The 11,845-nt window shown below is 57.5% G+C and carries 11 protein-coding genes; 6 read left to right on the top strand and 5 right to left on the bottom strand.

Going from position 1 to position 11,845, the window contains the following annotated elements:
* Positions 1-188 precede the first annotated feature (188 nt).
* The 4 genes from ACKGJP_RS32845 to ACKGJP_RS32830 all read left to right on the top strand — a co-directional run bounded on the left by ACKGJP_RS32845 (position 189) and on the right by ACKGJP_RS32830 (position 3,352).
* Positions 189-674: a C40 family peptidase gene (locus ACKGJP_RS32845; protein WP_409342941.1), complete on the top strand. Its 486-nt coding sequence runs from the start codon at positions 189-191 to the stop codon at positions 672-674.
* A gap of 373 nt (positions 675-1,047) precedes the next feature.
* Complete coding sequence (locus tag ACKGJP_RS32840; protein WP_409342940.1) at positions 1,048-1,848, top strand: alpha/beta fold hydrolase; 801 nt, start codon at positions 1,048-1,050, stop codon at positions 1,846-1,848.
* Positions 1,849-1,940: 92 nt separating this feature from the next.
* Complete coding sequence (locus ACKGJP_RS32835) at positions 1,941-2,531, top strand: Crp/Fnr family transcriptional regulator (RefSeq protein ID WP_409342939.1); 591 nt, start codon at positions 1,941-1,943, stop codon at positions 2,529-2,531.
* An 86-nt stretch (positions 2,532-2,617) separates the two neighbouring features.
* Positions 2,618-3,352 (top strand): SDR family oxidoreductase, encoded by a 735-nt coding sequence (locus tag ACKGJP_RS32830; RefSeq protein WP_409342938.1) that lies wholly within the window; start codon positions 2,618-2,620, stop codon positions 3,350-3,352.
* Between the two features lie 53 nt (positions 3,353-3,405).
* Here ACKGJP_RS32830 and ACKGJP_RS32825 read toward each other — a convergent pair whose 3' ends face one another.
* The 5 genes from ACKGJP_RS32825 to ACKGJP_RS32805 form a co-directional block, all read right to left on the bottom strand.
* A complete protein-coding gene (locus ACKGJP_RS32825; RefSeq protein ID WP_409342937.1) occupies positions 3,406-4,464 on the bottom strand; it encodes a CapA family protein in 1,059 nt (352 codons plus the stop codon).
* A gap of 141 nt (positions 4,465-4,605) precedes the next feature.
* Positions 4,606-5,835: an MFS transporter gene (locus ACKGJP_RS32820; RefSeq protein ID WP_409342936.1), complete on the bottom strand. Its 1,230-nt coding sequence runs from the start codon at positions 5,833-5,835 to the stop codon at positions 4,606-4,608.
* A gap of 395 nt (positions 5,836-6,230) precedes the next feature.
* Positions 6,231-6,830, bottom strand: coding sequence for a TetR family transcriptional regulator C-terminal domain-containing protein (locus ACKGJP_RS32815; RefSeq protein ID WP_409342935.1), 600 nt, complete (start codon positions 6,828-6,830; stop codon positions 6,231-6,233).
* A 476-nt stretch (positions 6,831-7,306) separates the two neighbouring features.
* Entirely contained in the window at positions 7,307-7,579 is a 273-nt protein-coding gene (locus tag ACKGJP_RS32810) for a hypothetical protein (protein WP_409342934.1), read from the bottom strand.
* Between the two features lie 236 nt (positions 7,580-7,815).
* Positions 7,816-8,880: a M42 family metallopeptidase gene (locus ACKGJP_RS32805; RefSeq protein ID WP_409347318.1), complete on the bottom strand. Its 1,065-nt coding sequence runs from the start codon at positions 8,878-8,880 to the stop codon at positions 7,816-7,818.
* Positions 8,881-9,193: 313 nt separating this feature from the next.
* Between ACKGJP_RS32805 and ACKGJP_RS32800 the strand changes: the two genes are divergently transcribed.
* Complete coding sequence (locus tag ACKGJP_RS32800) at positions 9,194-10,687, top strand: polysaccharide deacetylase family protein (RefSeq protein WP_409342933.1); 1,494 nt, start codon at positions 9,194-9,196, stop codon at positions 10,685-10,687.
* 170 nt (positions 10,688-10,857) lie between these two features.
* Positions 10,858-11,841, top strand: a complete 984-nt coding sequence (locus ACKGJP_RS32795; RefSeq protein WP_409342932.1) for an AAA family ATPase — start codon at positions 10,858-10,860, stop codon at positions 11,839-11,841.
* The last annotated feature ends 4 nt before the right edge of the window (positions 11,842-11,845 follow it).

Below are 11,845 nucleotides of genomic sequence, written 5' to 3'. Positions count from 1 at the left end.
CCGATGATAAAATCATGAGGATTCCGTGAGACAATTCTTACGGAATTCTTAGTAAAGCGATTTTGTCCAGGGAATGCCTAGTTTTTCATAGGAACAGGAAAGTAATAGAAAAAAATCTCGTGTTATAGTTGTCCCAGGCAACAGCAACACCTTAGCAACAACCCATTACGAGAAGGAGGAATTCATCCATGAACATCAGTATCGGAAAGACGTTGACTGCTGTAGGTTTAAGTCTTACGTTAATGCTTTCGGGGACAGCCGCACTCGGATCCACTTCCGCACATGCAGCTTCCGCCGTATCCGCAACTTCTAAAGCGAACTCTATTATTGCGACGGGGAAAGGGTTCCTGGGAGTGCCGTATAAATACGGAGCCCCTTCGGGCAGTACAAGCCGTTTCGACTGTTCGTCTTTCACCCAATATATTTTCGCCAAACAGGGAATCAAGCTTCCGCGTTCTTCCAAACAACAGTTGAGCGTCGGGAAATACGTGCCGCGCAGCCAGCTGCAGCCGGGCGATCTGGTTTTCTTCTACTCGCCGGTGCATCACGTAGGGGTTTACATCGGGAACGGCAAAATCATGCACACGTACGGCAAGCCCGGCGTGACGATTTCCAATTTGAACTCGGGCTGGTGGAACAGCCATTACACGACAGCCCGCCGCGTTATTAATTAGTAAGGAAGGACAAGCCTAGTCCGATAGATGCCAAAAAGAGAGCCCGCTTCTCAGCCATTATCGGCCGGGAGGCGGGATTTTTTTATAAAGCGTCAGACTCCCCGCATAGTAACGTATCACCTGTTCTCGCAGGAAATCTTGAAGCATGCCCGCTTTTGTCGGTAAGGGTAAATGCGTTTCTCTCTATCGCTCGTCGCGGACGGGATAAGCTTTCAAAGCCGTGAGTCACTTTGCAGGGTTATTTTATGTTCCGGGGGGCTGCGCATTGTAAATCGGCGTACGGACGGGTTATGATGGAACAAGCGGAAATGGAGAATAGTAAACGGTAAGGGTTCCGCCCACAAACCTACATAAGAAGAAGAGGGAAACAGCTATGGCAAAAAAGGCGATAACGATAAATGAGAGCAAGCTGGCATATACGGATCAGGGAAGCGGACTTCCCGTCGTCCTGCTGCACGGATTTTGCGGGAGCGGCGCTTACTGGGATCAAGTGGTTCCCACGCTGGCGCAGCATTACCGGGTCATTGTGCCGGATCAGCGGGGTCATGGCGAATCCGATGCGCCGGAGGATGTTTACACGATGGAAGTCCTGGCGGAAGACGTCGCACAGCTGCTGCGCACGCTGAAAATAGACAAAGCGGTGCTGCTTGGCCATTCGCTAGGCGGGTATGTGGCATTGGCGTTCGCGGAGCGCTATCCCAAGAAGCTGAAGGGCTTCGGGCTTATTCATTCGGCCGCATTCCCTGATGACGAGCAAGGCAAGACGAACCGGACCAAAAACATGAACCTGATTCGCGAAAAGGGACTCGATCCTTTCATTGAAGGACTCATTCCTAAATTGTTTGCGCCCGAGCACGTGGAGTCAATGCCCGAACAAGTTGAAAAGGCGCTTAAAATCGGCAAAGCGACCAAACGGGACGGCGCGATTCGCACGCTTGCCGGCATGCGGGTCAGACCGGATCGTACGGCTGTGCTGAAGGGAGCCAAGGTGCCCGTGCTGCTTGTAGCGGGGGAGAAGGATCAGATCGTGGCGCCCGACAAAACATTTAACGTCAATAAGCCCAACATGCATAAGTTTTTGCTGGAAGAGGCGGGCCATATGAGCATGTACGAAGCGCCGGAAATGCTGCTCGAAGCGATTCAGTTGTTCTTGAACGAGAAGGTGCAAGCATAAGTACCTCCGAGGTAGCGATGAAACCGTTGACGATAAATTCGGGAGGCTCCTGCTAAACATGAAGCGGAAGGAGCCCGGGGAGAGCGAGTGCCGTGTCGGCAAACAAGTGGCGGCAGTTTTACGGCGCGATTGCGGCGCTTTCGGAAATTCCGGATGATCAATGGGAGGCGTTCCGACAAACCGCTTCTCTTGCGGAATATCCGAAGGGCGGGCATTTCACAACGATCGGAGAGAAGACGGAGCGTGTCGGGTTTTGCGTGTCGGGACTGTTTCGGATGTACTATACGACGGTTGACGGCAAAGAGTTTAACAAGAGCTTCTGCGGATCCGGGGACTGGGTCGCCGCTTACAGCTCGGTGCTGCTCGGTGTTCCGTCGACGTTATCGGTGCAGGCGCTGGAAGACAGCGAGCTGATCGTATTCCGTCATCGCGACCTGCAGGCGTTTTACGAACGGCATATCTGCTGGGAACGGATCGGACGGAAGCTTGCCGAAGGGCTATTCGTCAAAAAAGAGGCCCGCGAACGCGAGATGCTGCTGGACGGCGCGGAGGAGCGGTATACGAGATTTTTGCGGGAATACGGCGCCTTGGCCGGACGGATCAGCCAGTATCATATCGCTTCTTATTTGGGGATTACGCCGATTTCGCTCAGCCGGATCAAAAACCGTCCCGCCTCCCACTAAATATTATCTTATGTTAATGAACGATCCCTCTTTCGTGCGGTACACTCGCTGCAAAGCGAATGTAACAGCCGAAGGGGATTTTTGGGTTGAAAAAAAGCGGACACACGGTACTGATTACGGGCGTCGCATCCGGTATCGGGCTTGCGCTTGCGGAGCAATTCGTCCGAAGCCGGAGCAAGGTCGTCATCGTAGGCAGGGATACCGAGAAGCTGGAGAGGGCGAAGCTTAAGCTGCCGGAGCTGCACGCCATTGCGTGCGATCTCGGCAGGGAGGAGGAGCTGGAGCGGTTGATCGGGCTAATCGGCGAAAAGTTTGCCGAAGTGAGCGTATTGATCAACAATGCGGGTATCCAGCACAACGGTCGGCTGCTGGACGATCCGGCGGACGGGGATCGCATCGCTGAGGAGACGAGGGTCAACCTGCTGGCTCCGATGACGCTGTGCGCGCGCTTGCTTCCGCTTTTGGCCAAGCGCCCGGAGGCTGCCGTCGTCAACGTGACTTCGGCGCTGGGGCTTGTCCCGAAGCCTTCCGCCCCGGTATACTGCGCAACCAAGGCGGGACTGCGGCTGTTTACCAAGGCGCTTCGGGCGCAGCTCGCAGGCACGCCGATCCGCGTATTCGAGCTGATGCCGCCGCTGGTGGACACGGCGATGACCGCAGGCCGGGGCTCGGGCAAAATGCCGCCGTCCGAGCTGGCCGCAGCCTTCATGCGCAGCTTCGAGCGCGACCGCTTGGAGGCGGCGATCGGCAAAGCGAGGCTGCTGCGGACGCTGAGCCGCCTGCTGCCCGGCATGGCCGAGCGGCTGATGCGGCGCGGCTGAGCGGGAGCAGGCGCTTGGCCGCTTGTTGGCCGGCATGGCCAAGCGGTTCGGCGCTATACGCCGAACAGCCTGGCGGTGCGGCGATGCACGCGGTGCAGCGCGCCGGCGGATCGGATGCGGCCTTTGGAAGCCATGGCAATCGCCTGGCGCAACGTCAGCAGCTGGTAACCGGCTGAGCCGCCGGCCCTCGGCCGGCCGATCCAGGTCGGCACGGCGCGGGCTTTGACGAGGCTGGCGCCGCCTTCGTGCTTGCGTACGGTGAGCTTGACGATGACGCCGCTCTTAGTATGAACGTTGTTCTGCAGCTTAGAGCCGATAAAGTTGCCCATGGAGTAAATAACATAGCGCTGCCGCATCCTGCCGCTCGAGTCCTTGACGGACTTCAACGCGTGGCGCTGCACGACATGCGGATGGGCGCCCAGCACGACGTCGGCGCCGAGCGCGAACAGTTTTTGCACAATGTTCTTTTGCCGGGCATTCGGCTCTAGCTGATACTCCGATCCGAAATGGACGCAGACGATCGTCACATCGGCCCGCTTGCGCATCCTCCGCAAATCGGCGGCGATTCTGTCGAAGCGGATTTTATTTACCGCCCAAAGCTTTTTCTTAGGTACGGGGAGGCTGTTCGTTCCTTTCGTATACGCCAAAATGCCGACGCGAACGCCCTTCACATTGAGAACGAGCAGCCTGCCGGCTTCCGCAGCGGTGCGAGCCGTGCCCGTATGCCCAAGTCCGGCGCGGTCGAGCACATCCAACGTCCGCATCAATCCGCGGATGCCATGGTCCATGCAATGGTTGTTGGCGGTAGTCAAGACGCCGAAGCCGAGCCGCTTGAGCGTACCGGCGAAGCTGTCCGGACAGTTGAAGCGAGGGAAGCTCGTTCTCGGATGGCGAGATTCCGTCGTACCGGGCACGCCTGACGCGTTGCAGCCAGCAAACGTCGTCTCGAGGTTGCCGATCGTCAGATCGGCTCCCCGGAGCAGCGGAGCGACTTTCGCGAACATGCCGTCAAAAGCGTGCCGGTTGCCGCCTCCGGCTCTTTTGGCTGCGGCTATGACGCTTTTTTTCATTAACAGGTCGCCGATAGCGGCTATCGTAATTTCCGTTGCCATAGCAGATGAATCCCTCCCGGTTTCCCGCACGCCGGACGCGGCAATCTAGACTGCCGGCGTCTTGTTTATGCGGACGAAGTACAGGATAGTGTATTCACCATAGCCGGGTGCAGCGCAGGCGGACGACCATAGCCGGCATCGTCAGCTTGAAGATTGGACGGCTGCCTCGTCGGTCGCCGCCGGCTTGCGGTGGCTGACGGTAAGGCCGAGACAGAACCAAGCGGCGGCAAAAATGACCGCGGCCGCAATGCCGAATGTCGCGATCAGCGTCGTCGCTTTCAGCACGATGCCGGATAATGCGGAGCCGACCAGAATGCCGCCGATCATCAGCGGACTGATCGCCCCGTTTGCGCGTCCGACGAACGCTTCGTCAACGAGCTTGATGAGCAGCATGCTAAGTACGATCTGCATGAATGCCATCATTACGCCTACCATAAGGCGCATGGCGGCGGTTAAGGCGATCCAGACGGAAAGCGCCTCGATGACGATAGAAACCGATAAGAAGACGATTCCTGCAAAAAGCACCAGTTTGGTATTCAGTCGTTCGGCGACTGCCGCCGCGGCCAATCCGCCGACGAGCATGCCGACGCCGGAGAGCGCATAAAACCATTGCAGCGATTCTTTGTCCAGCTGAAGCCGTTCCGTTACGATGTAGACGTCCAGCGGATGAATGAGCCCGATGCCGAGTCCGATCAGAGAGAAAGCGCCGGCGATCAGCAGCAGGTTGCGGTTGCGGCGAACATAGCGGTAGCCTTCTTTCATTTCCTCCCAAATGCGGCTGCCCGCAGGACGCTCCGGTTTGGACATTTTGGGCAGGAGCGTCTGGACGAGCGCCGATGCGGCGAATAGCACGAACAAGCAGAGCAGGGAGTACGTAATGCCCAGCCACGTATAGACGAGGGTGCCGATCATCGGTCCGATGATCATGAACATCGCCATCATGCTTTGGCTGAGGCCGACGGCGGCGGAAACCTGCGCTTCGGGGACGTATTTTTTGAAAATGATGACGGAGGACGGCTGCGAAATTTGGCTGACGATGGCCGATACGAGCGTTGCGGCAAAAACCGCCTGCCAATGGCCTCCGGCAATTAGCAGCATGATGACCCCGATCGAGGCGGCGCTTAGCATATCGCTGGTCATTAGCACCTTTTTCGGATTCCACCGGTCGGCAAGCGTACCGCCGAAGAAGGCGAAAAGGAAAATAGGGGCTTCCTCGAAGACCGTCAGCAGCGAAACGGCGATCGGATCGCTGCCCGTCTGCTCCATCACGTAGAACAGAAGCGCGATATTGCGAATCCAGATCGCGATTTGCTGCAGCAGATCGGCGGCGATGACGACGCGGAAGACGCGGTTTTGAAACAATTCCTTCATAGAGGACCTCCTAAAGTTAAGCATGGCGGTATCGGATAAGAGCTTGACACACTCGACAGTAGACGTTGCACGGGAAATGGCGTACCTTATGAATTTCAGCGACTGAACGTCCGGTCAGTTATTGGGCGTCAAAAGGATTGAACCGAGAGAGGAGTGGAGTCACGAATCGATTTTAGCCAGATACGGTATAGCGGGAGATATTGATCGTTTAACGAGCCGTTCTAAGCAAATAAACGTTAGTCGACTGCAAACACGTGTCGCCCCAGCGCGCGGTGCAGAGAAATAGCAGCTTGCCGAGTCGTTATTACCTAGTAAAAAGGCATGTCGGAGAGAATCGGACTTTGGAGGGCGCTATTCCGCCATTTACAATAACTATGGTAATCAAATTGCTCGGCTCAGTCCCCGCTGGGACGGCGGATGCCTTCCAGAAATACGTCGACGGCTTTTTTGTAGAGAGGACCCATTTTCTCGTAAGGAAGGTCGTAGAAAGCCACGCCGAGACCGCTCATGAGCGCGAACAGAATATACATCAAATCCTCGGCATCGTCCTCGCGAAATTCTCCGCTCTGCATGCCCTCGGTCAGCAGCTGCAGAAATATCGGGTAGTGCGACTTGGTGAGCGTTAACAGTTGTTCCATGATCGCCGGATCGGACGAACGGCTGCCCATAAATTCTTCGGCCGCCTTGAGCAGCGGATTCTGAAAATCTTCTACGTAATGCTGCGCAAGCCGGTACAGTTTATCGGTCGGCCTGGCCAAAGTAGGCTCGAGCGCCTTCCAGGTATTCAGCCATTCCTGCATATTCGCCTCGATCAGGTGGAGAAACAGCGTTTCCTTGCTTTTGAAATGATAGTAGATGCTCCCCTTGCTCATGCCGGTAGCCATGCGGATGTCTTCCATGGATGTAGCCGCGTACCCCTTCTGACAAAACAGCTCATTGGCTTTGGCGGCAATCAGTCGTTTGGAATGCTCGGCTTCTTCCTTGCGGCGTGGCATTGGGCAATCCTCCTCGATGTTGAACTGAACGTTCGGTCAGTTATAGCATATGCGATCCGGCAAGCAAAAGCAACAGAGAAGCTGTGACAAGGAGAGGCTAACCTAGAGACATACAGGTAATTGCGTATTGATCAAAGCGGCTCAAGCTAAGCGGAAACCATACAGGTAATTGCCTTGTTGACCAAAGCGACTCAAGCTAAGTGGAAAACATACAGGTAATTGCCGAATTGACCATAGCGACTCTAGTTAAGTGGAAACCATACAGGTAATTGCCGAATTGACCAAAACAGCTTCAACTAACTGGAAAACCTCCATCTAAATTCGAGGATATTTCTATATTTCGCCCGAAATCCAGAAATCAACTGTAGTTTTTACATGTACGGTTCACCGAAAACGGCATTTTGCTTGAATAAGCTGTAGGATTTACAGTAAGGTTACTCGAAAACGGCATCTGGTTGGAGCTCGCCGTATTCGACTCACACGCAACTCAGTGGAACTCGCGCCCTACACGGCACCAGTGGCACCCACGGTACTAGCGGTACCCACGGCACCAGCGGCACCAGCGGCACCAGCGGCACCAGCGGCACCAGCGGCACCAGCGGCACCAGCGGCACCAGCGGCACCAGCGGCACCAGCGGCACCAGCGGCACCAGCGGTACCCACGGCACCAGCGGCACCAGCGGCACCAGCGGCACCAGCGGCACCAGCGGCACCCACGGCACCAGCGGCACCCACGGCACCAGCGGCACTCACGGCACCAGCGGCACCATCGGCACCCACGGCACCATCGGCATCCACGGCACCAGCGGCACCTCGTAACCCCGGTACTCGCCTATACCCGCCTCACGCCTATTGCACAGCATCGCTCACGCATTCATCCCATCCATACGCAAAACAAACATCCCGTCTCGCTGTCGAAAGCGAACGGGATGTTTGGTTGCTGCCTAAACAGGGTAATGGTTGTACAACCGCAAGAGCGGCTCGGCTACTCGAGCAGCTCCGCCAGCTTGGCGTTATCGAGCTTCTTGATGACGGCGGTCAAAATCGTTGCGGCTTGATCGAAGTCCGTTTTGGACATGATCGCGTTGTGGCTGTGAATGTACCGCGTCGCGAAGCCGACATACAGGGTAGGCACGCCGATGCCGTGGACGTGGAAGCGTCCGCCGTCGGTGCCGCCGCCGGTCAAGGCGTCGACTTGATATTTGATGCCGAGCTCGGTTGCCGTATCCATGACGAGCTCGCGCAAGCCTTTATGCGCAATCATCGAGGCGTCCATGAGCGAGATGATAGGGCCGTCACCGACGTTGCAGGTGATCGGATTCGATTCGGAGCCCGGCGTGTCGTAGGCGAGCCCCACGTCCAGCGCGAACGCGATGTCCGGCTTCACCAGATTGGCCAGCGTGCCTGCGCCGCGAAGGCCGACTTCCTCCTGCACCGAAGCGCCGGAGAATACGACGTTCGGATGGGCTTCGTTTTCCAGCCGCTTCAGCACTTCCACGGCAAGCGCGCAGCCCGCACGGTTGTCGAGCGCTTTGCCTACCCATAGCTCGCCTTCGCGCATCGTGATGAAATCCGCGACCGGCACGATCATGTCGCCCGGACGAATGCCCATCTCGGCGGCTTCTTCCGCATTTTTGGCGCCTACGTCTATGTAGAGGTCCTTCAGCTGCATCACTTTGCCGCGCTCGTCGGCCGTCAGCGCATGCGGCGGCTTGGAGCCGATAATGCCGATATGGTCGCCTTTGCGCGTTTTGACTTTGACGCGGTGCGAAAGCATGTTATGCGGCCACCAGCCGCCAAGGCTTTGGAAACGAATAAAGCCTTTGGGCGTTACGGCCGTCACCATGAAGCCGACCTCGTCCAAATGGCCGGCAAGCAAAATGCGCGGTCCGTTCGCGTCGCCCGTTTTGCGTCCGACAATGCTGCCCAGACGGTCCGTCAGCACCTCTTCGGTAAGAGGCTCGATCAGCTTGCGCATATGGGCGCGAACTTCCTTTTCAAAGCCGGGTACGCCTTCCGCCTCGGAAAGCTCTTTCATCATCAATGTCATCGAATCCACGTCGAAATCGCTCCTTTTTATCAGGCTTTGTCAAAGGGAAATCGTTATCGTTCTAAGGCTGCGGCAGGTAAAAGGAACCGGTTGCAAGCCTCTTTTAACTATATAGCATTACGGGCGGGCATTCAAGAAGCGGAGGCATTTAATGTGTTTAATAATAAGCAATGTGTATAAAATTATACACGCATAACCCTGTCTACTAAACCGCCGGCATCTCCGGTTTTCGCTGTCATATGGACGTCTATTCTCCCATATACTCTATCAGATTGCCAGAAGAGAAGAGCATAACCTTCGGAGGGATGTCCGCATGATCAAAAACGCATTCGCTTTCGCCGGCATAGGAGCCGGGTTCTCGATTCGCAAATGGCTTGTTACGCTCTTGTGCGTCGGCTTGCTGCTTTCATGGTTCGGTTTCGGAAAACCGGTATATGCGGGAGGGGACGAGAAGGAAGGCAGCGAAGAATCGCTTGCCCGTATCTACGAGAAGCTTTCGACAGGCCGGAGGGTGGAGGCCGGTGCCGGCAACCGGGCGGCGTTCGTTCCCGAGGAGACTACCGTCTATTTGACGTTCGATGACGGACCTAGCGCGAACACGGCTAAGGTTCTTGATATATTGCGGGAGGAGGAGGTTCCTGCTACGTTCTTCGTGCTGGGGCAGATGGCCGAGCAGCAGCCCGATATGGTGAAGCGCATTTTGGAGGAAGGGCATGCCCTCGGCAATCATTCGTACAACCATGTGTACAAGGAGCTGTACGGCGATTTTCGCGTATTTTGGAAGCAGCTGCAGCAGACGGAGGACGCGCTGGAGCGAATTGCCGGCGTGCGGCCAACGCTCGTCCGAGCTCCGGGCGGGACGGCAACCAATTTCGATCCTTTCTATTTCTACTACTTGGACACGGCCGGCTACCAGGTGCATGACTGGAACGTAGACAGCGGCGATTCGAAGCGGACGGGCGTGCCCGCCGGCGAAATCGTGCGAACGGTCAAGGACAGTCCGATTCGCACGCAGACGGTCGTCCTGATGCATGACGGAACGGGGCATGCCGAAACGGCCAAGGCGCTGCCTGACATTATCCGTTATTACAAGGAAAAGGGAGTCAAGTTCGCCTCGCTCGACCCGGAGACGAAGCCCGTCCAGTTTTCGCTGTATAAGCCCAAATGGACTAGGGAAGTCAGCTATGGGCAGTTTGTAAAATCATCTGAAGAAGCGAACGTTTCGGCGGAGCGCAAACGCGCGGCGAACGAGGCGGTTCAAGAGCGGCAGAAGCGGGAAGAAGAAGCGGAGCTGAAGCATCAAGCGGAGGTCGCGGCGGAGGAAGCGGAGATGGCGCTGCGGGAGCTGGAGGCGCGCATGCCGCTGATCATCTCGACCGGGGACGGCGAGTGGAAGCTGGAGGGCGGCCAATACGCGTTCGACCGGGGCATGTTTGCCGTGCCGCTGAGCGGGTTGGCCGGTAAGCTGGGCGCTTCCTACACGGAAGATCGGCCCGGCAAGGCATTCGTCCGGTTAGGTCAGCGCGTGCTGGTCTACGATGCGGCGAAGCGGACGATTACCGAATACGGGGTTAACCGGAAGCCGTCCGTCCATACGCTTGCCGATGTACGGGAAGCGAACGGCGAGCTCTTCGTGCCGCTTCGCGCGACTGTCGAGCTGCTCGGCGGGCGGATCGCCGGCTACGAGCTTGGGCGGGAGTCGCGAACGGTTGCGGTTTGGGCCGGACGGGACGGACTAGGGCTTACGCTGCCCGGCGATCCGGAGCAAGCTTTCGCAGGGGCGCGGCTGAACGGAGCCGCCGGTTAAAGCTTGTTCGATGCTTAAAGGCTGAGTTTTGTTAAGCAGGCTTGCCGCGCGCATAGTCGACCCTATATACGATTCTCGCAACCGCGTGTGTAAAATCATAGAGAGATGGGAAAGCTTCCTAGTAATAGAGTTGAGACACGCTAGCATAGCGTGCTAGGAGGTTACCCGACATGCCACCGGGATCGAGCAATATACGTTTTGAGCAGCCGCAGGACGTGATCGAACGCGTCATAGCGAATGTGGAACGAGTGATGATCGGCAAAAGAGAGGCGATCGAGCAGGCGGTGATCGCCTTGCTCTGCGGCGGCCATTTGCTGCTGGAGGATGTGCCCGGCGTCGGCAAAACGATGCTTGTACGTGCTTTGGCGCGAACGGTCGACTGCGGCTTCAAGCGCATCCAATTTACTCCGGACCTGCTGCCGTCCGATGTGACGGGAGTAGCCGTCTACAACCGGCGCAGCGGGGAATTCGAATTCCGCCAGGGCCCATTGTTCGCCAACGTCGTGCTGGCCGACGAGCTGAACCGGACGTCGCCCAAGACGCAGGCGGCGCTGCTTGAGGCGATGGAGGAAAAGCATGTGACGGTAGACGGGACGACGTACCGGCTGCCGGAGCCGTTCATGCTGCTGGCGACGCAAAATCCGCTCGATTACGAGGGGACGTTCGGGCTGCCGGAAGCGCAGCTGGACCGCTTCCTGCTCCGCATTCGGATCGGCTATCCGGAGCCGGTGCAGGAGGCGGCCATGCTCGGCAGGCTGCAGGAGCGGCACCCGATCGAGCAGCTTCGTCCGGTCGTTCTCGCGGACGAGCTGCTCGATTTGCAGCGGCAGGTGCGGCATACGCATGTGGACGAATCGCTGCGCCACTATATCGTGCAGCTGACGACCGCGACGCGCGGGCATAAGGAAGTCGAGCTGGGAGCCAGCCCGCGCGCTTCGCTCGCGCTTATGCTGGCGGCGCAAGCGAAGGCGGTCGTCGGCGGCCGAAGCTTCGTCGTGCCCGACGATATTAAAGCGATGGCCGTGGCTGCGCTTTCCCACCGGCTCGTGCTGACGGGCGACGCCCGCATGACCGGCAAGAACGGCGAGCAGATCGTGCGTCAGATCGTCGCGCAGCAGCCCGTTCCCGCTCTGCGGAACGCGTCTAACGGTTAGGGGG

Source organism: Paenibacillus litoralis, from assembly GCF_046244365.1.
In the GTDB taxonomy this organism is placed as follows: domain Bacteria; phylum Bacillota; class Bacilli; order Paenibacillales; family NBRC-103111; genus Paenibacillus_V.
This window is presented reverse-complemented; position numbering and strand designations above follow the sequence as displayed.

Excerpts from the sequence above, each read along its gene's own strand:
- ACKGJP_RS32845 (WP_409342941.1), top strand. The coding sequence starts at position 189 with ATGAACATCAGTATCGGAAAGACGTTGACTGCTGTAGGTTTAAGTCTT.
- ACKGJP_RS32840 (WP_409342940.1), top strand. The coding sequence starts at position 1,048 with ATGGCAAAAAAGGCGATAACGATAAATGAGAGCAAGCTGGCATATACG.
- ACKGJP_RS32825 (WP_409342937.1), bottom strand. The coding sequence starts at position 4,464 with ATGGCAACGGAAATTACGATAGCCGCTATCGGCGACCTGTTAATGAAA.
- ACKGJP_RS32820 (WP_409342936.1), bottom strand. The coding sequence starts at position 5,835 with ATGAAGGAATTGTTTCAAAACCGCGTCTTCCGCGTCGTCATCGCCGCC.
- ACKGJP_RS32815 (WP_409342935.1), bottom strand. The coding sequence starts at position 6,830 with ATGCCACGCCGCAAGGAAGAAGCCGAGCATTCCAAACGACTGATTGCC.
- ACKGJP_RS32805 (WP_409347318.1), bottom strand. The coding sequence starts at position 8,880 with ATGACATTGATGATGAAAGAGCTTTCCGAGGCGGAAGGCGTACCCGGC.
- ACKGJP_RS32800 (WP_409342933.1), top strand. The coding sequence starts at position 9,194 with ATGATCAAAAACGCATTCGCTTTCGCCGGCATAGGAGCCGGGTTCTCG.
- ACKGJP_RS32795 (WP_409342932.1), top strand. The coding sequence starts at position 10,858 with ATGCCACCGGGATCGAGCAATATACGTTTTGAGCAGCCGCAGGACGTG.